20 protein-coding genes are annotated in these 26,288 nt (G+C 53.9%); 11 read left to right on the plus strand and 9 right to left on the minus strand.

What is annotated here, in order from left to right; genetic code table 11:
• The first annotated feature begins 104 nt into the window (after positions 1-104).
• Positions 105-353, plus strand: coding sequence for a hypothetical protein (locus I8J30_RS19400; RefSeq protein WP_210660888.1), 249 nt, complete (start codon positions 105-107; stop codon positions 351-353).
• A gap of 411 nt (positions 354-764) precedes the next feature.
• Here the strand turns inward: I8J30_RS19400 and I8J30_RS19405 are convergent, their stop codons facing one another.
• Positions 765-1,412 carry a molybdenum cofactor guanylyltransferase gene (locus I8J30_RS19405; protein ID WP_210660890.1) on the minus strand — a complete coding sequence of 216 codons (648 nt, stop codon included), beginning with the start codon at positions 1,410-1,412 and terminating at the stop codon, positions 765-767.
• 129 nt (positions 1,413-1,541) lie between these two features.
• Complete coding sequence (locus I8J30_RS19410) at positions 1,542-2,651, minus strand: glycoside hydrolase family 172 protein (protein WP_210660891.1); 1,110 nt, start codon at positions 2,649-2,651, stop codon at positions 1,542-1,544.
• 131 nt (positions 2,652-2,782) lie between these two features.
• Between I8J30_RS19410 and I8J30_RS19415 the strand changes: the two genes are divergently transcribed.
• Together I8J30_RS19415 and I8J30_RS19420 are read left to right on the plus strand one after the other, a co-directional pair.
• Positions 2,783-3,679 carry an AraC family transcriptional regulator gene (locus tag I8J30_RS19415; protein ID WP_210660893.1) on the plus strand — a complete coding sequence of 299 codons (897 nt, stop codon included), beginning with the start codon at positions 2,783-2,785 and terminating at the stop codon, positions 3,677-3,679.
• A gap of 96 nt (positions 3,680-3,775) precedes the next feature.
• Positions 3,776-5,128: a hypothetical protein gene (locus I8J30_RS19420; RefSeq protein ID WP_210660896.1), complete on the plus strand. Its 1,353-nt coding sequence runs from the start codon at positions 3,776-3,778 to the stop codon at positions 5,126-5,128.
• A 793-nt stretch (positions 5,129-5,921) separates the two neighbouring features.
• On the opposite strand, the gene I8J30_RS19425 is transcribed toward I8J30_RS19420, so the two are convergent.
• On the minus strand, positions 5,922-7,580 hold the full coding sequence (locus I8J30_RS19425) for a glutamine--tRNA ligase/YqeY domain fusion protein (RefSeq protein ID WP_210660898.1): 1,659 nt from the start codon (positions 7,578-7,580) through the stop codon (positions 5,922-5,924).
• Between the two features lie 155 nt (positions 7,581-7,735).
• Here I8J30_RS19425 and I8J30_RS19430 point away from each other — a divergent pair, with 155 nt between their 5' ends.
• The 5 genes from I8J30_RS19430 to I8J30_RS19450 all read left to right on the plus strand — a co-directional run bounded on the left by I8J30_RS19430 (position 7,736) and on the right by I8J30_RS19450 (position 14,353).
• Complete coding sequence (locus tag I8J30_RS19430; protein ID WP_210660900.1) at positions 7,736-8,260, plus strand: MarR family winged helix-turn-helix transcriptional regulator; 525 nt, start codon at positions 7,736-7,738, stop codon at positions 8,258-8,260.
• 6 nt (positions 8,261-8,266) lie between these two features.
• Positions 8,267-10,000 (plus strand): ABC transporter ATP-binding protein, encoded by a 1,734-nt coding sequence (locus I8J30_RS19435; RefSeq protein WP_210660902.1) that lies wholly within the window; start codon positions 8,267-8,269, stop codon positions 9,998-10,000.
• Positions 9,997-11,967, plus strand: coding sequence for an ABC transporter ATP-binding protein (locus tag I8J30_RS19440; protein WP_210660904.1), 1,971 nt, complete (start codon positions 9,997-9,999; stop codon positions 11,965-11,967). The genes I8J30_RS19435 and I8J30_RS19440 overlap by 4 nt, the downstream gene beginning before the upstream one ends.
• Before the next feature lie 168 nt (positions 11,968-12,135).
• The gene (locus I8J30_RS19445; protein ID WP_210660905.1) at positions 12,136-13,707 is read left to right on the plus strand and encodes an FMN-binding glutamate synthase family protein; all 1,572 of its coding nucleotides are present in this window, start codon (positions 12,136-12,138) and stop codon (positions 13,705-13,707) included.
• A gap of 112 nt (positions 13,708-13,819) precedes the next feature.
• Positions 13,820-14,353, plus strand: a complete 534-nt coding sequence (locus tag I8J30_RS19450; RefSeq protein WP_210660907.1) for a YceI family protein — start codon at positions 13,820-13,822, stop codon at positions 14,351-14,353.
• A 432-nt stretch (positions 14,354-14,785) separates the two neighbouring features.
• On the opposite strand, the gene I8J30_RS19455 is transcribed toward I8J30_RS19450, so the two are convergent.
• From I8J30_RS19455 to I8J30_RS19480, 6 genes are all read right to left on the minus strand, one after another.
• Positions 14,786-16,054, minus strand: a complete 1,269-nt coding sequence (locus tag I8J30_RS19455) for an MGH1-like glycoside hydrolase domain-containing protein (protein WP_210660909.1) — start codon at positions 16,052-16,054, stop codon at positions 14,786-14,788.
• Between the two features lie 37 nt (positions 16,055-16,091).
• Positions 16,092-16,985 carry a carbohydrate ABC transporter permease gene (locus tag I8J30_RS19460; RefSeq protein WP_210660911.1) on the minus strand — a complete coding sequence of 298 codons (894 nt, stop codon included), beginning with the start codon at positions 16,983-16,985 and terminating at the stop codon, positions 16,092-16,094.
• Positions 16,986-17,003: 18 nt separating this feature from the next.
• On the minus strand, positions 17,004-17,909 hold the full coding sequence (locus I8J30_RS19465) for an ABC transporter permease (RefSeq protein WP_240548199.1): 906 nt from the start codon (positions 17,907-17,909) through the stop codon (positions 17,004-17,006).
• A gap of 71 nt (positions 17,910-17,980) precedes the next feature.
• On the minus strand, positions 17,981-19,687 hold the full coding sequence (locus tag I8J30_RS19470; RefSeq protein WP_210660913.1) for a sugar ABC transporter substrate-binding protein: 1,707 nt from the start codon (positions 19,685-19,687) through the stop codon (positions 17,981-17,983).
• 135 nt (positions 19,688-19,822) lie between these two features.
• A complete protein-coding gene (locus I8J30_RS19475) occupies positions 19,823-20,860 on the minus strand; it encodes a response regulator transcription factor (RefSeq protein ID WP_210660915.1) in 1,038 nt (345 codons plus the stop codon).
• The gene (locus I8J30_RS19480) at positions 20,835-22,667 is read right to left on the minus strand and encodes a sensor histidine kinase (RefSeq protein WP_210660917.1); all 1,833 of its coding nucleotides are present in this window, start codon (positions 22,665-22,667) and stop codon (positions 20,835-20,837) included. The genes I8J30_RS19475 and I8J30_RS19480 overlap by 26 nt, the downstream gene beginning before the upstream one ends.
• A 266-nt stretch (positions 22,668-22,933) precedes the next feature.
• On the opposite strand from I8J30_RS19480, the gene I8J30_RS19485 reads away from it, so the two are divergent.
• The 3 genes from I8J30_RS19485 to I8J30_RS19495 are packed head-to-tail and all read left to right on the plus strand — an operon-like array spanning position 22,934 to position 26,279.
• Positions 22,934-24,130 (plus strand): hypothetical protein, encoded by a 1,197-nt coding sequence (locus I8J30_RS19485; protein ID WP_210660918.1) that lies wholly within the window; start codon positions 22,934-22,936, stop codon positions 24,128-24,130.
• Complete coding sequence (locus I8J30_RS19490; RefSeq protein WP_338044896.1) at positions 24,127-24,882, plus strand: glycosyltransferase; 756 nt, start codon at positions 24,127-24,129, stop codon at positions 24,880-24,882. Before I8J30_RS19485 ends, I8J30_RS19490 begins: the two co-directional genes overlap by 4 nt.
• Positions 24,879-26,279 carry a glycosyltransferase family 4 protein gene (locus tag I8J30_RS19495; RefSeq protein WP_210660921.1) on the plus strand — a complete coding sequence of 467 codons (1,401 nt, stop codon included), beginning with the start codon at positions 24,879-24,881 and terminating at the stop codon, positions 26,277-26,279. Before I8J30_RS19490 ends, I8J30_RS19495 begins: the two co-directional genes overlap by 4 nt.
• Positions 26,280-26,288 lie beyond the last annotated feature (9 nt).

Here is a 26,288-nt window from a genome sequence, read left to right on the forward strand (position 1 = left end):
GCAAGGATGCGCTTGTTAGATGCATCCTTGCCGGTTCTGAATATTCCCCGTGGGCTCGAATATGATATATCGATTCGATAACCAACGAATAGGGGGAATGTCCATTGACCATTGCCGTCCTACATACGATTTCCGATCCGGCGAAATTCTTCGCCGCCGCCGGCCAAGCCGATTCCGTCGGATTGCCAGCGGGTTTTAAGCTTCGCGTGCAATCCCGAACCGCAGACCGCTCCAGAAGCATTACGTTCTGGGAGGCACCGTCCGTCGAGGCCTTGCGCCAATTGGTCGAGTCCGTGATCGGCGCGTATAGCTCGAATGAGTATATCGAAATGGAAATGCATATCAACGGGTAGTCGTGAAAAAAAGCACCTCTTCGGGTGCTTTTTTTATGTGGTAATGGTGCTTTTGACGCGGCCTTGACTGCTACCTAGAGCGGTAACTGTTACCGTTCTTTTGCTGGATTGCTGCTTTCCCGCTCCATGAGCGGTAACAGTTAACTCTCTTTAGCAGGAATGCGACCTTCTCGCTCCATGAGCGGTACCTGTTACCTCTCTCCAGAGGGAATGAGGCTCTATAAGGCCGGGATTGCTGGTTAGTTGAACGAAGAGTAGCTTCAAGAGCAACACATCCGCGTTCAATTGCCGATTTGGGACTATGTGTAGCTCCACGAGCAACACATCATCAGGTAATTGGCGTTTTCAGCGGATGTGTCGCCCTCAGGGCAATACATGGGCAAGCAGTTGGGATTAAAGCAATCTTTATGGCTATAAGTTACCTTTCGAGCGCACATAGTCGGCATACAATTCAGGTGTATTCAGATTCACAAACGCCTTTTCCTCATTAGCCTGCGGCTCTATTTCAACTGTATGCAGTGCATCAAGCAGCGACATAAGGCGAAGCTCATGCCGCTCCAGCCGCTGCTTCAATTCACTCGTGACGCTTGTATGATAGAGCGCATGGAACGGTTGATTCGGCGTGCGAATAACTTGCGGCATGCCCGCTTCCGAACGCGGCGCCGCCGCCTCGCTTGCCAGCGGCAGCATCCGTGCCAGCAGGGCACCCGACAGCACCGGCATATCGCATGCCATAACGAAAGCATAACCCGGCACCTGCATAGAGCTCAAAGCAGCATGCAGTCCAGCCAGAGGACCGCAATCCGGGTAGGTGTCGTGCACGAATCGTACCTGGCCGAGCAGCCCACCCAGCCTCAACCTGTATGCGTCCTCCCGCTCACTATCGCCAACGGAAACAACGACATCATGCATGCCTAAAGTCAACATTTGCTCGGCAACCACTCTCAGAATCACATCGCCTTGCGTCCCAACGGGCAGCAATGCCTTATCGGACCCCATCCGCGAGCTTCGTCCACCTGCAAGAATGACGCCCGGAACCCCCGATAGCAGTAACGACACGCGGTTCCCCTCCGATCAAGATAGTTGCCCTAAGTATACCAGCCAACCGTGGACACCTGCACTCGCTTCTAATAAAAAAAGACCGAAAGCAGCTTGTACAAGCTGCTCCGATCCTCGCTTATCTGCCTCTTATTTCTCATTTCCCCACAATGTAGGCTTGCTGCCGTTTGCATTGCGCCATGCATGCCGCCACCGATGCACATCCACGACGCCGACCTCCGGCATGTTGGCCCGCTCTTCCTTCGCCGGAAGCGCCGGGAATGGGTGATGCGGCTCGCTTTGATACCAATAAGCAACGGTCGATAGATCGAGCGTCAAGCTATTGTCATGTCCGTGCTCGATGCTCGCATGCAGCGATTTCTCGAAACGGATCGGATCCTCCAGGAAGAAACGATAGCAGTGCGTGCGGCCCATCCAGCCCAGCTTGTTCGGCACTTTAGCATAGCCGAAATACGGATGCGCATACACTTCGTTCGGGCACCAGGAGCTGTTGAAGAAGTCCTCCGTCCCCGTTCCGTGCAGGGAACCCGGCCAATCCTCGCCATCGATGAGCCACATGTCATCACCCTCGCCGTACCACATCGGGCCCGGGTTATCCACGTAGTAGTTGATGCCGACGAACTGTCCGCTGCCGACGATATTTGCGAACACATAGTTATGCTCGGTTGTTGGGTTCTTCCCCTGCGGCGCGACAACCCCCCACTCCGTCTCCCCTTCTTGCGGATGAACGCCTGTAATCTCACGGTTCCACCAAGCATGAAACCGGCCCTCAGAGGCAGGAATCTCCGGGTGCTGCTCGAAATCAATATAATAATAGAAGTTCGTAATCGGCTCGGCCGATTGGTTCTCGATCGTAATTCTTGCCCCGTCGCCAAACGGCATCGGAAAATAACAGTTAAACGCTTTGCCGTTTACAGGTGCCGCAGCAAGCGGAAGCGAGGCGAAATTGTACTCTTCTCCGAACCCTTGTCCGAAGAAATCGCCCATCGGGGATTCTACGCTCGGCTCGGTTTCGCCATCCCAGTACATGCGAATGACGGCATTGCGGCGAATGAACTTGTCCGGTGCATTTACCGTGATCCAAATATGCTTTACGATGCCAGCGCCGGCAATGACGGCAAGATCTGCTGTCTCGCCCGCGGGAATCGATATAAAGTCGGCATTCCCTCCGCTGCGGTCGTAGCTCGAAATCCGTTTTGTTTTGATGCCGGGTTGAATCTTACTGATATGGTTTAACATATTCGTCTCCTCTCACTAGCTCCGTGATAGCTAGATTATAACGAACCGTTTCGAAGAAATATTTATCAGGACCATGTGACTTTTTAACAGCAATTGCTCTACTAGTAGATTGCAGCCAGGAGGCAACGCAGATGGAAGAACAAGATCTCCTCACGAGGCTTAGTCCTTATGTTCGCATAGCAATGGCAAGCATCGTCCCGGCCCGTTGGTCCATACCCGCACGGCAAATTTGGGATTACGAGCTTCTATACTTGCAGGAGGGGCATTTGCTTGTAACGGTGGAAGGTGTAGCGTACGAGGGAATTCCCGGCGACATCTTCTTGTTTAAACCGCGGCAGCCCCATTCCATTCAAGCGCTTGGCGATACGCCCGTAAGTCAGCCTCATGTGCATTTCGACCTGATCGAGATGCCGGACAGCCCGGAGCTGTCGGTGTCCTTCCAGATGCCGAGCCACATGACAAAGGAACAGTTGGCATGGTTTCGGCCGGACCGGATGTCTGACGGAGCGCTCGCGCTGCCAAGCCATATTCGGCTCCGTCAGCCGAAGCGGTTCGAGTCCATGCTGCTCGAATTAATCGAAGAGTTTCAGATGCGTTTGCCGCTCTATGAAACCTCTTGCAAAGGATTGCTGCTCTCTTTGCTCACCTACTTGATCAGGCAGCATGAACTCGGAATGAATCGGCCGGGTACAGACATGCAAGCTATCCGCCGTCATCTTCACTCCAAATGGGACAACGAGATTACGCTGGAGGAGCTGTCCGAGCGGTTTAACATCAGCAAGTACTATATGCTGCGCACGTTCAAGAAACACTATTTGACGACGCCCATCCAGTACCATCGACAGATTCGAATGGATCAAGCCAAACAATTGCTGCGTTATACCAATCTCTCCATTCAGCACATTGCCGATCACTTGGGCTTCGGCAGTATTCATGCGTTCAGTCGCGCCTTCAAGGTGGCCGAGGGTATTCCTCCAATAGCCTTCAGAGCGAAGAACGGTCCGAGTGCGGAAGAGTTGAACAGTTGATTTTGACAAAAAACGAGATTGTTTAGACCAAGAAATTCTCCCTTAGAACTTATATAATCGTACGTAAGTACAACTTTCACAAGGGAGTGTCGCGTATTGAACAGAGTCGTTATTGACAATAAAGGCATACCGCCTCTTGCCGGAATATGTTCCTACGAAGAGGCCTGTAAACCCGGATTTACCGTCGACCAAAGCGTAAATCTGCTGAAGCGTTTCAACTTTATTGCCAAGAACCTCAATCAAATCTTGTCCGCGCATCTGGCAGCTGTTCCGGAATGGGAAGTGAAATGTGCATTTGGCTATCATCTGTGGCTCGACGCCGAGCATAGTGCCGCCATTCGCAAACGGGTCTCTGAAATGCGCGAGCCTCCCCTTCATCTTGATCAAGATCCGGATGAGCAGCTGCGCATCTGGCTGGATGAAGCGATTCGCGCGGAGAATACGGTAGAGCTGCTTACCGGAGTCTACCGGGTCATTCGACCGGAAATCGTGAAAGCGCTGTCCCAGTATATTGGGAATATGAATAAAATGACGGAGCATCCGACGTACCGCCTGCTTCGCGGCATGCTGCAGGATGAAGAGGAAATGATCGCCTGGGGAGAAGCGGCCCTCGCGGCGTTAATGGATTCGCCTGAGCAGGCGAGCATTGCCGAGCAGTGGGAAGCTCATCTGCGCGCTTTCTTGCTCGCTGCCGGCGGCGTGTCGGGAGATCTCGATGCTGTGGTATGTGAAGCAATCCCGCGTTCGGATGGTCAACGCTATGAAATGGACCCGATGCCTCGCCGCGATGAGCGGTTCATCGATCCTTACAATACGTCCGCCAAAATCGATTCCTACTTCTGGGATGAGAACTGCTCACCGGAAGAGCGCGCCTACTCGCTCATCTATAAGCGGCTTCGCGAGATGGATGTACCGGAGTGGATGGGGCCGATTCTGTACAAAACAGAAGGCAAGCCGTGGGAATACTACACCGATCTCAGCCGCCAGCTTTGGGATGAAACCCGGCATGCGATGCTTGGGGAGATCGGCCTCTACTTCGGCGGAGTTCCATTCTATAAGTACCCGATTCATATGGGGTCTTCGGTGATTCTTAATACCGAATTCAGTCCGCAGGAGGCTCATCTCATCCTGTGGCGGATCGAGCAAAGCCTCATGCCTAAACATACGGGCAAGCAAAAAGAATGGGAAATCGCGAAGGACACCAACAATCCGATTTCGCTCCTGATCCAAGATTACGATTGGGCCGACGAGGTGCTTCATGCCCAAATCGGACGCAAGTGGCTCGTTCCGGACTACGGCAGCTTAGCGGCCATGACCGAAAGCGGCGACCAAGCCATGAAGGCATGGGGCCAAGCGAACGTCAAAACGGCCGATTGGTCTGAGCAAGCCGAGTGGTGGCCGCAGTTTATGGAGGAAATCCGCGCGAATGAGCTGGCGCGGAAGGGATAAGAACTAGGCGCCCCGCTGGGTTGGGGCGCCTTTTTCTTGCGCGGCCAGCTGGGCGGCGGGGTTAGGCTGGGTTGGGCCTCGCTGGGCTGGCCGACCAGCCCTCGGTCCTCCGGCCTCCCAGTCACGCTGGCCGACCTGCCCTCGGTCCTCCAGCCTCCCAGTCACGCTGGCCGATCTGCCTCGGTCCTCCCGCCTCCCAGTCACGCCGGTCGACCGCTTCATAAAATGTTGCTTAAAAAGCAACATTCAAGCAGATTAACAGCTCCGTTTGGACAAAATGCTGCTCTATATGCAACATTTCAGAGGAAACACACCCCATTCAGCCTGTTTTATAAGTAAATGTTGTATATCAAGCAACATTATAACGACTACCATTCTCCAATAATCAAAATGTTGCTGGATATGCAACATCAGGAGACGATCTTGGCACTTTTGTTTTTGTGTGAGGCTGGTTGGGGGACCCATGGGCAGCCACACCGGACGATGAGAGCGCGGAAACTGAACTCTCACCTCCGAAACCACGCCATTAGTTCGTGCTGGTAGGCGGAATATCCACTTACAGCTCCCAGAAAAGGCGAGTTGTTAGGTTTCGGCGATCGAGCGACTTCTTTTGCGAATTTTCCACTTTGAGCACCAAATCGGCTACAATTCCACCAAGATTAGTTGGGAGAAGCTGCTGAAGAAGAGCATGTTGAGAGCGGCCGCTGCGGCAGCCAACTAAACAAAACAAGCACAAATAAGGGGCTGGCTCCACAAGTCATCAACAATGACTTGCGAGCCGGCCCCATTATAGTTAAGCCTTCGGATCAAACGAGCTCTTCAGCGACACGATGCGGTTGAAGACAACCTTCGATTCGCTGGTATGCTTCGGATCTACGTTGAAGTAGCCGTGGCGGAAGAATTGGAACTTGTCTTGTCCGCGCGCTTCCTTCATGTTCGGTTCGACGAAACCTTGCAGCACGTCGAGGGAGTTCGGGTTGATGCGCTCGAGGAAGTCCTTGCCCTCATCGTCCGGATTGTCGAGCAGCAGCGGCTCGAACAGGCGGAATTCCGCCGGCACCGCTTGGGAAGCCTCCACCCAGTGGATGGTGCCCTTCACTTTGCGACCGGTGAAGCCTGACCCGCTCTTCGTCTCCGGATCATACGTGCAGCGAAGCTCCACGACATTGCCGGCTTCATCCTTCACTACCTCTTGGCAAGTAATGAAGTACGCATGCTTCAAGCGGACTTCGTTGCCGGGGAACAACCGGAAGTATTTGTTCGGCGGGTTCTCCATGAAGTCGTCCTGCTCGATATAGATCTCGCGCGAGAACGGAATTTGGCGGCTGCCCATCTCTTCGTTCTCCGCGTTATTTTCGGCATCAAGCATCTCCACTTGCCCTTCCGGGTAGTTGGTGATGACGACTTTCAGCGGCGCAAGCACGGCCATCGTGCGCGGCGCCTTCAGCTTCAAATCCTCGCGGATGAAGAACTCCAGCATCCGCTCGTCCACTACGCTATAGGCACGCGCCACGCCGATTTCGCGGCAGAACGCACGCAGCGATTCCGGCGTGAAGCCGCGGCGGCGAAGGCCGCTGATCGTCGGCATGCGCGGATCGTCCCAGCTCTCGACGACGCCTTGGTCGACGAGCATTTTGAGGTAACGTTTGCTCATGATCGTGTTCGTCACGTTCAAGCGGGCAAACTCATATTGACGCGGCTGAGATTCCATCTCGCACTCGATAATCGTCCAGTCGTACAGCGGACGGTGATCTTCGAATTCCAGCGTACAGATCGAGTGCGTTACGCCCTCAATCGCATCGCTGATCGGATGCGCGTAGTCATACATCGGATAGATGCACCAAGCATCGCCTGTCCGGTGGTGATGGGCATGCGCAATACGATACAGCGCAGGGTCGCGCAGGTTGATGTTTGGCGAGCTCATGTCGATTTTGGCACGCAAAATCCGTTCGCCGTCCTTGAATTCGCCGGCACGCATGCGAGCGAACAGATCCAAGTTCTCTTCCACGCTGCGGTCACGGTACGGGCTGTTTTTGCCGGGCTCCGTCAACGAGCCGCGCATTTCGCGCATTTGCTCGGCCGTCAGATCGCAGACGAATGCTTTGCCTTTCTTGATGAGAAGCACCGCACGTTGATAGAGCTCCTCGAAATAATCCGAAGCAAAACGAAGGTCGTCCCACTCAAAACCAAGCCAAGTCACGTCCTCTTGGATCGATTCCACATATTCCGTATCTTCTTTCACCGGGTTCGTATCGTCAAAACGCAGGTTCGTTTTACCGCCGTATTCATCGGCAAGCTCGAAATTCAAACAGATCGATTTGGCATGGCCAATATGCAGGTAACCGTTCGGCTCCGGCGGGAAGCGGGTAATAACCTCGCTGACTTTACCGGCTTTCAAATCGTCAGCCACGATATTTTTAATAAAGTTAGAGGATGATGTCTTGTTCTCCATAGCGACCAACCTTTCCTACCTAAAATCTTATCCTACTATCATACACAATTTTCAGAGTGTTTATAAATAGCAATCTTGACATTCCATTGGCGAAATAAATATACTTAGGTTAGCTAACTAAAATAAATGCATGATGCAAAAAAGGAGCACTTCCTATGCAAGGTGATAACGAGCACGACCGCGGCACTGCCCACCAGCTTATCCGCGCATTCCGGCAGCTCAAGCATATTCCGTTTAAGAACCGCAATCCGATCGAGAACTGCACGCCCAGCGAGACGATGACGCTGTTTACAATCGGAGGAGCCATGCGCTCCAATCCCGCCGGACTGAAGGCGTCGGAACTCAGCAGCCTGATGAATGTCGCCTCGCCGACGATCACGCAGACAGTCAATGTGCTCACGGCAAGAGGCTTGCTTGAGCGCAGCGCGGACCCGAGCGACCGCAGGGTGGTACGGATTAAGCTGACGGAGGAAGGCGCCAGGCTGACCGGTCTTGCACGAGCCGCCATGCATGCCCGGATGAATGGGCTGATCGAACATCTGGGCGAAGATCGTGCAGCGCTGCTGGTAGAATTGCTCGATGATGTCTTCGCCTTCTATCATGGCGAGCGACCGGAGGAATATTCCGTATGGTGCAAGGACAATCCAAGCAAACCAATCCATTCCGAAGAGGGTGAATAGGCATTTATGATGAAACTGCTTCGTATGCTGCGGCCTTACCGCATCCCTGTTTCATTCGTTCTGTTATTCGTATTCCTTCAATCGTTATCCGATTTGTATCTCCCTACGCTGCTCGCCGACATTGTCGACAAAGGCGTCGTGCAAGGCGATAATCCGTACATTTGGCGGATCGGCGGCTTGATGCTGCTCATCGCGCTCGGCGGCGGAATCTGTTCGATCGGCGCCAGCTACTTGTCCGCTAAGGCGGCGGGCGGCTTCGGCCGCGACCTGCGCAGCCGTGTCTTCGGGCATGTAGAGAAGTATTCCTTGCACGAATTTGACCAAATTGGCACAGCCTCCCTCATTACGCGGACGACCAATGACATTACCCAAGTCCAGCAGGTCCTCATGATGATGATGCGGGTCATGGTTATGGCCCCGATGATGTGCTTCGGCGGAATCATCATGGCGCTCTACAAGGACGTCAACCTCTCGCTCATTATTATTGCGATCGTACCGATTCTCGCACTCATTATCTTATTGATCGTTAGCCGCGGTGTTCCGCTGTTCAAAGCGATGCAGAAGAAGATCGACAAGCTTAACCTCGTGCTCCGCGAAAATCTTACCGGGATCCGCGTTATCCGTTCCTTTAACCGGATCAACCACGAGCAAGGCCGCTTCAATGATGCCAACGGCGATCTGACCGATACGTCGATCAAAGTTAACCGGATCATGGCCTCGCTTATGCCGGCGATGATGCTGGTTTTGAATTTCGCCAGCCTTGCCATCGTCTGGTACGGCGGCCTTCGTATCGACAGCGGCCATATGGAGGTCGGCGACTTGATGGCCTTCATTCAATACGCGTGGCAAATTATGTTCGCGCTGATCTTTGCCTCGATGATGTTCGTGATGATTCCGCGCGCTTCCGCTTCGGCGACTCGGATCAACGAGGTGCTGAACACGGTGCCGGATATTACGGATCCTAATGCAGCTTCATCGGCTCGTTCAGTTGCGGCAAACGGCGAGCTTGCGTTCAACAACGTATCCTTTCATTATCCGGGAGCTGAAATGCCGGCGCTCTCCAATATTTCGTTCCGCGCAGGCCGCGGCGAAGTGACCGCCATTATCGGCGGCACAGGCTCCGGCAAATCTACGCTGATCAATCTCATTCCGCGCTTCTATGATGCTTCAAGCGGCAGCATTACGATTGGCGGCATCGATGTGCGAGACATGCCGCAAGAAACGCTGCGTGCCATGATCGGCCTCGTGCCTCAGAAGGCAGTGCTCTTCACGGGCACCATCGCCGAGAACATTCGCTTCGGCAAAGAAGATGCGACGGACGAGGACATTCGCCATGCAGCCGTTGTAGCGCAAGCCAGCGACTTCATCTCCGAGATGAAGGAAGGTTTCGGCTCGCCGATTGCGCAAGGCGGAACCAACGTATCCGGCGGCCAGAAGCAGCGGCTGTCCATTGCCCGCGCACTCGTTCGCAAGCCTTCGGTCTATTTGTTCGACGACAGCTTCTCCGCGCTCGACTTTAAGACCGATGCCAAGCTGCGCGAGGCGCTTCGCAGCGAAACGACGGATGCGACGGTCTTGATCGTCGCGCAGCGGGTCAGCACCGTCATGGATGCCGACCGCATTATCGTGCTGGACGACGGCCAAATCTCGGCAATCGGCACCCACCGCGAGCTGCTGCACTCGTCCACCGTCTATCGCGAAATCGTCACGTCACAGCTGTCGGAGGAGGAAATCGCATGAGTGAACTACAGAAAGGCCCTGCAGACGGCGGTCCCGGCGGTCCGCGACCGGGCGCTCCAACCGGCCCGGGTCCAAGTAATTTCGGCTTCGGCCCGGGCCGCGGCGGCCCCGGCGGCATGATGGGGATGCAGGTTCAGAAAGCGAAGGATTTCAAAGGCACCTTGCGCAGGTTGACCGGTTATCTCAAGCCGCACCGGACCGCATTGCTTATCGTCCTTTTGACAGCGGTGCTTAGTACCGTCTTCTCGATTCTCGGACCGAAGATCATGGGGAAAGCAACAACGAAGCTCTTCGAAGGACTCATGGGCAAGATCAATGGCGTTCCCGGTGCAGAAATCGACTTCCATTATATTTGGCAAATCCTTGTTGTACTTGCGGTCTTATATGTCATTAGTGCGTTATTCGGATTCATTCAACAGTATGTCATGGCAAGCGTGGCTCAGAAGACCGTATACGATCTTCGCAAGGACGTGAACGAGAAACTGGCACGACTGCCCTTGAAGTTCTTCGATTCCCGCACGCACGGGGAAATACTGAGCCGCGCTGTCAACGACGTGGATAACATCAGCGGAACGCTGCAGCAAAGCTTGACGCAGTTCATCACCGCTTTCGTGACGCTAATCGGCGTTGTCGTCATGATGCTGACGATCAGCCCCCTCATGACGCTCATCACGATTGTGACGCTGCCGCTCAGCTTCCTCGCGATTAAGATGATTGCGAAGCGATCGCAGCTTTATTTTAAAGGCCAACAGAAAGCGCTTGGGGAATTGAACGGCCACGTTGAGGAAATGTACACCGGCCACAATATCGTGAAAGCGTTCGGTCATGAGCGCAAATCCGTTGCCAAGTTTAATGCGGTCAATGAAGAGCTTTATCAATCCGGCTGGCGCGCGCAGTTCGTCTCCGGGATGATTATGCCCATCATGGGTTTCATCGGCAACATCGGCTATGTGCTGGTCAGCGTCGCGGGCGGCATTCTTGTGCTGCATAAGTCGATTACAATCGGGGACGTGCAGGCCTTCATCTCCTACTCGCGCCAATTCGCGATGCCGATTACGCAAACGGCCCAAATCGCCAACATCATTCAGTCGACGATTGCGTCCGCGGAGCGAATTTTCGAGCTGCTCGATGAGGAGGAAGAAGTGCTGGAAGCAGCAGCTCCGGTTGCCCTTGTAAGCAGCCAAGCGGCAGCGGTCGTCGGCAAAGCGATGAAGCCGAAGGGCGACGTGAGCTTCAACCATGTGCAGTTCCGTTACAAAGAGGACACGGCGCTCATTGAAGACATGGATATCCATGTCCGCGCAGGTCAAACGATCGCCATCGTCGGCCCAACCGGCGCCGGCAAAACAACGCTGATCAACCTGCTGATGCGCTTCTATGAGCTCAATGGCGGCAGCATTACCATCGACGGCGTAAACCTGACGCAGCTTCGCCGCGGCGATCTGCGGAGCTTGTTCGGCATGGTGCTTCAGGATACGTGGCTGTTCAACGGGACGATCCGCGACAATATCGCTTACGGCCGTATCGGCGCATCGGAAGACGAAGTGGTTGCAGCAGCCCGCGCGGCCTACGCCGATCACTTCATTCGTACGCTGCCTGACGGCTACGACACGATTCTGAATGAAGAGGCCTCGAATATTTCGCAAGGTCAGAAGCAGTTGCTCACCATTGCCCGCGCCATTCTCGCTGACCCAGCCATCCTCATCCTCGATGAGGCGACAAGCAGCGTCGATACGCGGACCGAAATTCATATTCAGCATGCGATGAATCAGCTGATGCAAGGACGAACCAGCTTCGTCATCGCCCACCGCCTCTCGACCATCCGCGATGCCGATCTCATTCTCGTCATGAACCACGGCACCGTGATCGAGCAAGGCACGCACGAAGACTTGCTTGCCGCAGGCGGCTTCTACGCCGATCTGTACGAAAGCCAGTTCAGCAACCGCAAGCGTCAGGATGTCAGCTAGCTTCAAGCCGTCTATTATCTAACCTCCATTCTCACCTTCCCAAGGTGGGGTGGAGGTTTTCTCGTTTTGCCCGTTCTCCAAGGTTGTCCACGACTAAAAAATGGCAGTGAACGGTATACTGAAATGGGAAATTATCACCTGTTAATATGACAACTGGGGGAGTCCGAGATGGTATCCACGATTCTAATTACAGCCGTTTTCTTGCTTGTTGCGCTGCCGCTGCTTGCATTCTTCAGCTATATGTACATCCTCTCCAAACGGCCCAAACATTCCATCATTCGCTCTCATCCGTTTCTCGGCTGGGTCCGCTATTTGCTGGAGAAGCTCGGTCCGGAGTTCCGCCAATATTGGTTCGACAATGATACGGAAGGAAGACCGTTCTCGCGGGCCGATTTCGTCGGCATCGTGTACGCGGCCAAATACCGCACGGATCTCATCTCCTTCGGCGGCCGGCGCGACTACGAGAAGCCCGGCTTCTATTTATCCAATGCGATGTTTCCCAAGCTGACGAGCGAGCTTAAGGTCGACAACCTCCAGCTTGTACCCGGCAGAAAATACGTCATTACCGATGAAGGTCTGTTCACGCGCAAAGAAAAAACAGTCGACGAAAACGTGAAGCGCTGGCTCCTCGCGGATGACGACGTCATCATTGTCGGTCAAGATCGCCCTCAGCCTTGGCGGCTTAAGGGCATGTTTGGCGCATCTGCCACTTCCTTCGGCGCTGTAGGCGAGAACTATATCCAATCGACCGGCAGCGGCGCAGCGATGGCCGGCGGATCCTGGATCAACACGGGCGAAGGCGGCGTTGCCCACGTTCACCTCGCAACCGGGGCAGACGTCGTTTCCCAGATAGGTCCGGGGATGTTTGGCTTCCGCGACAATCTGGGTAAATTCTCCATAGACGAGTTCAAACGCAAAGCGGAGATTCCGAACATCAAAGCGTTCGAGCTCAAATTCCATCAAGGCGCCAAGATCCGCGGCGGACATCTTGAAGGCTCCAAAGTTACAGAGGCGGTAGCGGCAGCAAGGCTCGTCCCTGTCGGCCAGACCGTCAATTCGCCTAATCGGTTCGAGCTGCTGACGAGTCCGGAAGAAGCGCTGCGATTCATCGGCTCCTTGCAAGAAGCAGGCGGCAAACCTGTCGGTATCAAAATCGTTGTCGGGGATCCCCAGCGACTGGAGCCACTATTCTCGGCGATGCTGGAGCTGGACATCTATCCCGACTTTATTACAGTCGACGGCTCCGAAGGCGGATCCGGCGCCACGTTCAAGGCGATGGCCGACGGCATGGGGCTGCCGCTGTATGCGGCGCTTATCATCCTTGACGACACCGCCCGCAAATTCGGCGTTCGCGAGCGCATTCGGATCTTCGCCTCCGGCAAGCTGATCACGCCGGATAAAGTCGCAATCGCCCTCGCGCTCGGAGCTGACTGCGTCAATTCGGCGCGCGGCTTCATGATGGCTAACGGCTGCATCATGGCGCTGCAATGCCATACGGGCAAATGCCCGACAGGCATTACGACAACCGATGCGAAATATCAAGCCGCTCTTGCGCCTGAGGAGAAGCAGTGGCGCGTCATGAATTATATTTTGCAGCTGAGGGAAGGTTTGTTTTCGCTGTCTGCGGCATGCGGTCTCGACAGTCCGCGCGGACTGCGGCGGGAGCATGTTGTATTCACGACCGAAAGCGGCCAAACGACTCGCATTGCCGATTTGTTCCCTTATCCGGAGCCGCAATAAGGCGGCAGGATTTTTCTGACATTCGTATTGACAAAGACCTTCTTTCTCGAATAAACTTACTATATAATATTAAGCTTATTATAAATTGTAAGTAAATTTAGGAGGTCAATTCATGTCTTTGTCCAAATGGATCGTTGATGCAAGCCACAGTAGTGTTGATTTCACAATCAGACATATGATGATTGCTAAAGTTAAAGGTACGTTTCATGAATTTAATGCCGTAATCGAAGCGGATCCAACGGATTTGACTACAGCAAACATTGAATTTAACATTGCGCTTAGCAGCATCGACACTCGTAATGCCGATCGCGATAACCACCTTCGCACGGGTGATTTCTTCGATATCGAGCAATACCCGACCCTATCCTTCAAATCGACATCCATCAGCAAAACAGATGATGGCGAATATAACGTTAGCGGCGATCTGACTTTGCACGGCTTGACTCGTACAGAATCGTTCACCGTTACTTATGAAGGCAGCGGCAAAGACCCATGGGGCAACGAGAAAGTGGGCTTCAGCGGCAAAGGCGCTTTCAAACGCAGCGATTACGGCCTGACTTACAACGCGGCGCTTGAAACAGGCGGCGTTCTAATCGGCGACGAAGTGAAATTCACGATCGAAATCGAAGCTTCGAAACAAGCTTAATTTCATTAAAAAAGGATGGCAGCTGGGGTTACCCGGCTGCCATCCTTTTTTAATTCCGGTCGACTGCAGCACGGGAACGCGCACCCTTGTTCCCCCGCCTTTAGAACACCCCAGTTCAGACCTTTCTCGTTCCCATTTGTTGCAATCCGTGCAACATTCTCGGCTAAGTCGAGCACTCGCAGAGGAAGAGTTGCGCGTGTTACAACATTTCCGGCTCAATCATCCCTCTGGCTTTCCAGTCTCTCTGAAATGTTGCAATACACGCAGCATTTCGCCGTTTGTTCCTGCTTCGAGGGGCAAGATGTTGCATAACGAGCAGCATTTGCACCCCAGCAGCCGCTCCAATATTTTACGTCCGGGGAAAGCCTCTTTGTTATAACCGCGCGATTCTTGCACTCGCCTAAAACCCGCTTCAAAGCAGCGACACCGGCGCTAGGCGCTGAATGCCTCCCGCTCCGCCAGAGAAACCCTCTTATCGCCAATGCGCACATGGATCACCGGCCCCTGTTGATTAGTTACCGCAATGCGGCCATCCCGAACTTCAACAAGAAGCGTATTGTTCAGCATCGCAATCCCTTCCGCTCGTACCCAATTCACCCCGTCCGGCAGCTGCGGCGCAATCTCAATCAGCTGTTGGTCGGCATATGGGCGGACGCCCAGCAACCCGGTCACCATATTGCCGATAACGGAATACGACACCTCCGGGTACTCCCTGCGTTCGGTCCCTTCGTCACACAACGTGAGAATAGCCCGATAGGCCGCTTCTTTCTCTCCCGCGGCATAATAAATATCCGGTAAATGCGACATCTCCTCCACATTGGAGACGCCGTTGCGAATAATGTCTTGCACCGCCAACCGCCGCTTTTCGCCGGACGAGATCAGTCCAAAATAAACAGGCATATAGTGCGCCGACAAATAGTAGTCCGTATGATAGCGGCCATCCTGCAAGATCGCCGCACTGAACCGCTGCTCCGCTTCACTCCACCATTCGGCGTCGAACCTCCGCTGCAGCCGCTCCGCCAAAGCCATATAATGCGCCGCTTTATCATACTCGCCACGCAGCGAAGCAATGGCACTATAGGCGGCATAAGCGCCATACTGCGCCGCTACCAGATCGCCTCCCACTCGAGGCGTAAGCGAATCTTCCACATAGGATGCTATGCCGCGCCGGCCTTCCCCCTTCACGTGGTCCGGAATGCCGTCACCATCGCGATCCCAGCGCCGTACATAGTCGTTTAAGCTTCGCTCATAGAAAGCAAGAAAACGTTCATCGTTCAAGTAATCCAGGTCCCCGCTCCACAAATACTGCCGATAACAGCAGTCAACGACATCGAAGTTGGCGGGCAGGTTGTACCAGAAATCATCATCGCTTGTATAATCATCCGGGCACGGAAGCCCGTCCTTCGTTATTTCCCAGTACGTGCACCAATCCTTCGACTCGCTGATATGCTCGGCGAACTTCGTCAGCATATTTTTCGTATGCGCCCCTAACCCCAGCACGGCAGCACCCGCGCTCATATGCGCCACATCGCGCATGCAGAAAGCCTGACGCCCCGGCAGTGCCGCTTCGTACCACGGTCCAACCGGATCGCTTACCGACGCATAGGCGAGCGCCTGCCCTTTGGCCCAGCGCGCGGCAGCCTCCAGCGCTTCGGATGAAGAAGTCAGCTTAAACGGACTTAACGCGGATATCGGACTCATTTCATAACCCCTTTATCTCAAAGCAGCCGGATCGTTATCATTTGACAGAACCTAACGTAATCCCGCCGATAAAATATTTTTGCAGGAACGGATACACACACAGAATCGGCACCGTCACGAGGACGGTCGTCGCCGCACGCAGCGTCTGCGGAGATAAGCCCTGAAACTTATGCAGCAGCAGCTGTTGATCGCGAATTTGCTGCGTAGCCTCCACTTCCAGAAGCAGCCGCCGCAGGTACACCTGGAGCGTATCGAACTTCCCGTTAAAGTTGTACAGAATAACATCAAACCAAGAGTTCCAGTGCCCTACGGCTGCATAGATGGAAACGGCGGCGAACACCGGCATCGCTACAGGAATGACAATGCGCCAATAGATGCGGAGCTCCCCTGCTCCGTCGATCCGTGCCGATTCGAACAGCGCTTCCGGCAGGTCGGAGATATAGGAAGCCATGAGCAGCATGAAATACGCATTAATAAGCCCCGGAATCCAGTACACCTGGAACGTATTCGTCAGATGCAGCTGGTTCATCAGAATATACGTCGGAATGATGCCGCCGCTAAAGTACATGGTCATGAAGAAGATAATCCGCATAAATTTACGGCCCGAGAACGTTCGAATGCTGATGATGTAAGATAAGAGCCCCGTTACGAACAAGCAGGTGCCCGTTCCGATTACGACACGAAGAACGGACCAGCCAAGCCCCTTCAGCAGCTTCTCGTTCTCGAAGAGCATCCCGTATGCAGAGAACGAAACCTTGCGCGGGAAGAAATAAATGCCGCCGCGCGCCGCATCTTTGCCATCATTAAAGGACAACGCCAGCAGATTGATAAACGGATAGATAACGATAAAAGCCAGCAGCAGCAAAGCAGCGATGATGAGCACATCCGCCACTCGGCTTGCAAAAGAGGGCTTGATATAAGAGGTTTCCATCGCGGTCAGTCCTCCTTCCTAGAAAATAGATGATTGCATGTAGCGCTTGGACAGACGGTTCGCCACGATGACGAGAATAAGACCGATTCCGCTCTTCATCAATCCGACGGCCGTTCCGTAGGAGTAATTCCCGAGCTGTACGCCGAAGCGATACACATACGTATCGATAACCTCGTAATGATCCTGCGTGAGCGGATTGCCGATTAAGAGCTGCTGCTCGAAGCCGGCATTCAGAATGCCGCCGATCGCGAGGATGAGCAGAAGTACGGCCGTAGAGCGGATGCCCGGAATGGTAATATGGCGAATAAGTCCGAAGCGCCCCAGTCCGTCTACCCGGCCTGCTTCATACTGCTCCTTATCAATGCCGGCGATGGCGGACAAATAAATAATGGCCGAGAAGCCCATGTCCTTCCATACATTGCTGCTCACAAGGATGGTCCAGAAATACTTCCCTTCGGTCAGGAATCCGATCGGGTCATCAATGAAGCCAAGCCTGAGCAATATATCGTTCAGAATCCCGTCGCTTCCCAGCAGCGTAATGAGGATGTTGGCCACCACCACCCACGAGATAAAGTAAGGAATATACGACAGCGATTGAATGGTCTTTTTGAACAGTCGGCCTCTCAATTCATTCAGCAGCAGGGCGAGAATAATCGGAGCGGGAAAACCAACCACCAGGTTCAAGAAGCTGATGACGAGCGTATTGCGCATAATCTGAAGGAAGTCCGGTTCCTTGAAGAAGCGAACGAAATTATCCAGCCCGATCCAATTGGAGAACATGGAGTGGCCGGGGACGTAATTCTGAAAGGAGATGAGCAGTCCATACATGGGGTAATACGAGAAGGTAAGCACCCATGCGATCATCGGAATGCAGAGCAGCCAAATTTGCCGTTCGCGCCGCACTCTTTTCCATAGCTGTGTCATACTTGTGCCTCCATTTCCTATGAAAAAAGGGAACCGTTCCGAACAGGAACGGTTCCCCGCTTTCCGCTTCGTTATTGCATTTTAGCCAAATTGTTCTGATACTCTTTGGTACGGAAAGCTTCGATGTCTTTCAAACCAAGCTTCTCCGCTTTGTCCTTCATATCGTTGAAGGCGTTAACGGCTTCCTGCTCGGATTTGCTCATGACGGCCTTTGCGAAGCCGGTTTTGATCAAATCTTCAATCTGCTGATTGACGATGGTAAGCGGATTATCCACCGAGAAGACGACGCGTCTTGCCGTATTGTCATAGATCGTATCCTTCAGGTTCGTGTTCATCAGCGCTTTCCACTTGTCTTCCATGTTGAAGTTCTGGTCGTACCAAGCGGTGCTCTTATTGTCGTCACTCATGAGGCCTTGCGGATGGGCGAGCCAAATTTGATTCCAACCCGTGAGCTCATCTTCCTTCTCAAAATCAAGCGTACCCGCAAACAGCTCCTTCTTGTGCTCCTCGTTGAAGGACCATTTGCCGCCTTCTTCATAGTTCCAGACCGACTCCGGCAAATTCGGAATCCCCCAGCCCAATAAACGCGTGCCGATTGGCGTCATTTCAAAATCAAGGAATTTGATGATATCTTCGGGATGTTCTTCTTTATCCGTAATGACGGTGTAATTCCAGCCCGTTGTATCTTTGGGCGACAAGTAAGCAGCTTCGGCCTCCGGCGCTTTCAAGCCGATTTGCACGTAGCGCTGCTCATCCGTCCAGCCCTGCATGGTCGTCTTCCATACCTCATGGCCGGCATTCCACGACTGCCACCAAGGTCCGATATGGCCGAGTATGCGTTCGTTCGAGAACTTCAGCTTCCAGTCATCGAATTTGTTCAGGAAGCTGTCCGGATCCATCAGCCCTTCGCGGTAGAAGCGATTATAATATTTCACTGCTTCCAGACCTTCCGACGTATTCAGCCAGTGCGTCAGGTTGTGGCTCGCATCTTCTTTGTAGCCGTCCTTCAAGCCCCAGATGCCCATTACGTTGTTGATGCCCACCTGATCGTTCCAGGAAATCGCGTACGTTTTCTCACCCTGCGCATTCTTCGGATGATCGGCCACCATTTGCTTCAGCACATTGTAGTAATCATCCGGCGTCTCGATCTTCGGCGAGCCCATCGCTTGATACCAATCCCAGCGAATATGGGCGCTAAAATCCGGAATCGGCAGGTAACCCCAGCCTCTTGGCACTCCCCAGAGTTTGCCGTCCTTGTCCAAGTAAGAGCTATATTTGGCACCGAGTTCCTTTTTGATGTTCGGGCCGTACTTATCCACCAGTGGGGCCAAGTCGATCAGCTTGCCTTGCGAGCGCCATTTGTCCAGCGATTCGCTGTCAATCGAAGACATCACGCCGGGGTAATCGCTGGAAGCAAGCATCAGGTTCAGCTTCTCTTTGCCATCCACATCATAGGAGGTTTTCTTCACGTCTACGTTGAAGTTCTCGAGGATATAATCATGAATCGCAACTAATTTCTTAGCCGCTTTGTCGGGATTTTCTTTGTCTGCGGAATAGTAATCGATCGTAATCGTCTTCTCCGGAACCGTCCAGCCAAACGCATTGACCTTCGGCGCAGCTGCCGCATCTGTCTCTGTATTCTGCTGCGTGTTCGTTGCTGCACCATTGGAGTCATTGCCCGTATTCGCATCCTTTGCGTTGTCCGAGCAGCCGGCCAGCAAACCCCCGGTTAGAAGCACCGAGCCTAATACCACAGCCGTACTCTTTCTAAATTTCATCCTTTCATCCCCCTAACAGAATAGTGATTCGCTCGAGCTGCAATGTTTACATGACTTATACTAGGGGACATGAACGGAATTGAGGATGTACATATCTTCACGAGTATGTGTTATTCATCACTGGAATGATAGCGTTTACACGAGCTTTCGGTATTCGCTTGGCGTGACGCCAACGACCTTCTTGAACAGCTTGGTGAAATGCGGGTAATCCGGATAGCCCACCCGCTCGCCGACCTCATAGGTTTTGAGCTGTTTCTGCTGACTCAGCAGCCCCTTCGCTCGCTCAATCCGGTATTCGATCAAGTAGGAGATGAACGACTTGCCTGTCTCCTGCTTGAACATATTATAGAAATGCGTGACGGAAATATTGAGCACCGAGAGCAGCTCTTCCAGCTTAAACTGGGGATCGGCGTAACGGGCCTGAATAACCGCAATTGCCTCGTGAATGAGGGAGTGTTTCCCCCAATTTCGGCTGCTTCTTACTTGACCAAGCTCATGAAGAAGCATGTCGTGAAAGTCCTGTATCATCTCCGAGAGCTGCTCTCTCCATACAAGATGGAAGGCAAGCGGCGTTCCCCGCTCTTCTGCTTGATGCCGAATGGCGGCAGCGGTGTCGAGCAAGCTTTCTTTCTTCTGCTCATCCGGCAGCTCGTAGCTCAGAATCATGCGCACAACCTCTTCGGCCGCCGCTTTCACGCCGCGCTCGTCCACTTTCCAAATCAGCTCGAACAACCCTCCGGATACTTGCAGGCATTGGAACATCAGGTCGCTCTTCGTGCGGCAGCATTCGATTCTCTCCCGATGCTTCTCATAGAGCCCTATCATGAGTTCCTTAACGGCAGAGACGCGAATCGGCTTCAAAATATAATCGGCCACGCCATATCGCAGCGCTTCCCGCGCGTAATCAAACTCACCGTACCCGGATAGGATCACGATTTCCGGTTTCCAGCCCTTCTCGTGAATGGCGCGAATCAGCTCCAGCCCGCCCATGACAGGCATGCTGATATCGGTAATAATGACATGCGGCTGCTCCCGCTCCGCCATTTCCAGCGCTTCTTGACCGTCCATCGCATCTCCGACTATGACGAAATCAGGATGCGTGTCGGTTAATATTTTGCGCATGCTCAGCTTGATCATCGGTTCATCGTCAACCAGCAAGATGCGGTAGCTCATCGGGCTTCTCCTCCTTTGCTTTCGCCTGAAGCGGCAGCATTAATTGAATCGTCGTTCCATTCTCATCCGAAGCGGCAATGTACAGGCCATACGGTTCTCCGAAGAGCATCCGCAGGCGCGCATGCACATTATGCAGCCCGATAGACAGCGATCCCTCTTGGGGGCTGAAGCGGTTCGAGGAGTCGATTTCATTTTGCGAAAAGACTGCATTGTAACGCTCCATAACTTCAGGCGCCATTCCTTGTCCGGTATCCGTGATCACCAGCACGAATCGGTTGTCATCGGCAATATCGCCGGCGATTCGTATCGCGCCGGGACGGAGTTTATGCCGCTCATAGCCATGCTTGAAGCAGTTCTCCACAATCGGCTGAAGCGTCGAACGAACAGCCGGAATCGAGGCCGCCACCGTACGATCGACGTCAATCCGGTATGTAAACGTCGGATACCGCTCGGATTGAATCGCGAGATAAGCTTCAATATGCTGGATTTCATCAGCCAAATGCACGCCGCCGTTCGGATTTTGCACATTGTAGCGGAACATGTCCCCTAAGGAGACAATCATATTGCTTATCTTCTCGTTTCCTTCCACGATGGCATTGGAGTTAATAAACTCAAGCGTATTATATAAAAAATGAGGATTGATCTGCGCTTGCATCGCATGCAGCAGCGACTCCTTCTGCTTCACTTCAAGCTCTTTCTCCCGCAGCTCTGAAACATGCACGATTTCAATGAGCCGTTTGATTTCCTCGACCATTTTATTAAAGCCGCGATACAAGCTGCCAATTTCATGCCCGCCTTCATTCGGAGCCTTAACGGTGAAATCGCCCATTTCTGCGCTCTTCATGAGCTGCAGCAGCTTCACCAGGGATTTGGTAATGGAGTACACCACCCCGCTGGCAGCCAACATCGACAACAAGAACAGCAATACGAGCACAACGATAGAAATCCGGCTGACGGTGACGATGGATTGATTCAGCTCCGACAGCAGCACCTCTGAGATTAAGGTCAAATCGGTACGATCCGAGCGGATGAACACGACCAGCTTCTTGCCTTGATCCGTGTTCATGGTGAAGGTTCCGCTTTGCTTCGTGCCCATCTCTTTCAGATAGTTAGGCGGAACAACCTGCGACAGCTGATCATCCTGCGGATGATAGATGACTTGATTGGCGGTATCCGCTACCCATACAAAGCCTGTCCGCCCAAGCTGCACCTGCTGAATGATATGAACCATCTCATCGCGCTTGAGATCCACAATAAGCATGCCCTGCTTCATCCTGCTTTGCGGCGGATTAAACTTCATGGCCATCGCTACGACCCGAGTGCTCGGCGTCCCTTCGAAGCCCATAATCCGAAATCGGCCCGGCGACTTCAGCCGTTTGAGATAGAGCGAATAACGCTGCTCCGCGAGCATAAAGCTGGAGCTGGAGGTCGCCTTAACGCGGTCCGAGATAAGCGAGATGCCTTGAATATCCTGCCGATTCATGACGATCTTGGCAAACAGCTCTTTCTCGATCCGATACGAAAGCTCATACCGTTTGATGGGGTCGTCATCCTGATTGTTGAGAAACGCCCCGGTCAGATCGCTCGCCAGCATCGGCAGCATCGTCCGCTGCACTTCCGTGAAATACGTCTCCAAATGCAAATTGACCTGGTTCACCATTTGGATGCTGGAATCCACCGCATTGTTTTCAATGACCTGATAAGTCCGCTCATACCAGATCCAGCCGAGGATCGGCAGCGGAAAATAGAGAAAAATCATAATGAAAAGCAGCTTCTTCTGAAGTGAAATGGGTTTTAAACGCTTCATAGATAACCCTCCAATAAGGACGGATGTCGCCGTCTTAGACGCTGATCGCGAGATCAGTCGATGTGATTGATGATCAAGGGACGATTAGAATTTGAATATAATCGATAATCTTTGAAAGCGCTATAAGCAATCAATTGGGCCGCTGGCCTTCGCGGACTGGGCATAACCGGAATGTTCATCGCCCCCTACCCATACAATGGATGGATGAGTCAAAAAGTCTGCGCGCTGCCCTGCGGCAGTGCCTTCAAACGGTGGGATGAGCTGAAATGGCAGATACCATTGTGTTGTTCCCGCATTGCACGTGGGAAACGTTTCCCTATCGTGCAATTATAGAGTCGGCCTGCCGCGGGCGGGATGTCTATGTCGCAGCTTCGGCGGCCGCAATGGCCGGTGCTCCGGAGCGTTATCGCGCTATTGCGCCGGAGGCGCTTGCCGATATCCCGTGGGCAAGTACGGCTGCGATCGTTACGCATCCCTGCTGGATTTATGAGGTTGCCGGCAGACAGGCGGAAGCCTTGATTATGCTTCTTCCCGCTGAGCTTGAACAAGGGGATGAAGCATATTTGCACTGCCGCGACGCCTTGTGCGCGGCGGCAACGCTTGTTGTGGCCGGCTCGGAGCCGTTCTACTTCGAGCAGTGGTTTCGGCGCGGCCGCGTCTTCATGCAGGATGGCATCGACACCGCGGCAGACGCGATTGCCGCGGCAGCCGTCAGCGACGCCGTCAGCGGGAAGGGGGTTGCTTCGCTGGCGCGGCTGCAGCTGCTGCGCCGATGTGATTTCCGCGAGGAGCAGTTGAAGCTGCTGCTGCCTTCGGCGATGCAGTCTTTTTTTCAAACGGTCTATTCCTATTTGCTTGGTGACGCCGATAAGGCCGAGCAGCTGGGTAAGGCGGCGTTCGAGCGGGCGATCTTCACGGGCGATTCCGGCGCGATTACGACTTATTTTCGCTTCTTATCTGCCGTAAGGCTGCTGCAAGGGCGGCTTTCGGAAGCGATTGATACGTATGGGATCAGTGCAGTCACCGAACATGAACGTGGCGCGTTCTCGGAGCTGGTTGGGTTACTGGCTGCAGGAAGAGACACACTGGCCACGGCGTTGCTCTATCGGTTGAATGACGATTACCGCCGCGCCGAAGAACTGTTGAAGCCGCTTGCCGGCAGCGCCGGTCCGGATGCCGATGTGCGAAGTCGCGCTGCGGAGCTCTTGGTTGATGTTTATCTGCTGACCGGACGGCCCGATGCGGCTTTGCCTCTAATGGAATCGTCGCCTCGCAGTGTGCAGGGCCGATTGAAACGGCTGCAACTGGAGGGGAAGGTTCTGGCGCTGCAAGGCGAGCGGCATGCTGCCGTGCATGCCATGCTGCAGGCCGCCATGACCGGCATGGAACCGCTGAAAGCAATAGCTGAACTGGCCGCGGTCGACTACAAAGCCCATCAGCTGGCAGAGGGGGAATATGCGTGAGCGATGCGCCTCGGCCGCTTCGCAAGGCAAGCGGCAATAAGCTGACGGCTATGATGCAGGTTCGTAACGAGGCCGGTCGTTATCTGGAGGCCGCGCTGGCCGACTTGTCCGAGTTTGTCGATGAGATCGTCATCGTCGATGATGCGAGCGACGACGGGACGCCGGACATTTGCAGCTCCTTCCCGAAGGTGAAATTGTTGGTGCGGCTGGAGCAGCCGCTGTTCGGGGAAGAGGCGCGGCTTCGCCAGCTGCTGTGGGAGGCGGCTTTGCGGACTGAGCCGGACTGGCTGCTGTCTATTGATGCGGATGAATTTTTTGAGCAGAAGGCCAAGTCGCAGATTCGAGGGCTTATCGACCAGGATCGGTACGACTGGGTTGCTTTTCGCATGTATGATTTCTGGGGCTCGCTCGCCTACTATCGGGACGACCCGTTATGGCAGCTGCATAAGCGGCATACGATGATGCTTGTCCGCTACTTGCCGCTCTACTCCTACTTCTATCCGGCATGGAACCATCACGTGCCGCGGCTGCCGATCTCTTGCTCCGCGTTGACAGGCTTTCAATCCGGGCTTCGAGTCAAACATTATGGCTGGGCCGGCGACGATGCGCAGCGAAAGGCCAAATACGACCGCTATATGCAAAATGATCCCCGCGGCGAGTGGGGCAGCTTGGAGCACTATGCCTCCATCCTCGATCCCCAACCGCATCTTGTACGCTGGCAGGAGGATGAGGAAGCAGGTGGGAAAGCATGAAGACGGTCACGATACTGACGCACAGCTACTTGAATGGGTATTCGGAGGGCGAGGCTTACTCGAAGCCGTTCGGAGGGGGCTTGGAGCGTTATATTTTCGACTTATGCGGCGTCATTCAGGCGCGAGGCTGGCGTGCCGTTGTGTATCAGCTGTCGTATTTTCGCAGCTTCGAAACAACCTATAACGGTGTGGCCGTGCGGGGTTTTGCCTATGAGCTTAATGATATTGCCGGCGCGTTCGAGCGGATGGCAGCCGAGGCTGAGGGACTTATTATTTATGGCAGCTGTCTGTGGCATCCGATTCGGTATGTAACGGGCAGTATCGGGATTTGCCACGGCGTCAGCTGGGATTGGCATGATATGAGCGAGGCGGTCAAAGCGGATGTCGCCGTTATGATTCAACGTGCGGTCAGCGGCTTGGAGCGGATCGTGACCGTCGACTCTCATTTTCAGACCTATTGCCGCTCCTGCTGCTCGTATGACGATGCGGAGCGGCTCGTCCTGCTGCCGAACTCGGTGGATACGGCGTGGTTTACCCCGGGCGGGGAATTGGAAGATGAGGAACCCGCGGATAAGGAGCCTGAGGTTGAGGAGTATGCGGAAAAGGTAGTGAAACTGGGGGTTGTCACTGAGGCGGATGGAGAACAGGCATCGGAGGAACATCGAGATGGGGATGGAAATGGGGAGTTTGCATTAGAAGTTGCTGACCCGGATGGATGTGATGCGGCGGCGGCAGCCAGTGAAGTTAGGAGTGAAGGTGCAGCGGCGAGCACTAATGAGCCGATTAAAGCTGCCATACACCTATTTATTCAACCGGAGTCTGTGTCCCGCGGGCTTCGGCTGCTCTATCCAAGGCGGCTAAGCTACGAGCGCGGCATCGTGCCGATGATGCTCATTACCGATCGGCTGCTCGCTGAGATGCCGAAGCTTACAGTGGAGTTTGCCGGCGAGCTTGTGGAAGGCACGCCGGTCGCACTGGCTTTCTACACCTGGCTGAAAAGTCACCCTTATCGCGATCGAATCGTGCATCATACCTATGCGTTCACATCCGTGCGGGATGCTTATCGGGCTGCGGATGTCGCCGTTATTCCAACGGTCTATTCGGAAGGAACCTCCCTCTCCTGCCTGGAGGCGATGAGCTGCGGCGTTGCCATAGTCGCCACCAATGTCGGCGGCCTTAACGACCTGATCACCGATGACTTTAACGGACGCCTTGTCTCGCCAACGGAGCAAGCGTTGTATACCGCTGTGCGTGAGCTTCTTATGGACGAAGAACGGAGGCTGCGGTATGGCGCGGATGCAAGGCGCACGGCTTTCGCTTTCGATATCGGCAGATGGCAGCAGCGGTGGGGTGCGTTGTTGGAGGAACAGTTGGAGCGGCGGGACTCGCAGAACTGAAAAAGGAAG

Source organism: Paenibacillus lignilyticus (assembly GCF_017942085.1).
GTDB classification, from domain to species: domain Bacteria; phylum Bacillota; class Bacilli; order Paenibacillales; family Paenibacillaceae; genus Paenibacillus_Z; species Paenibacillus_Z lignilyticus.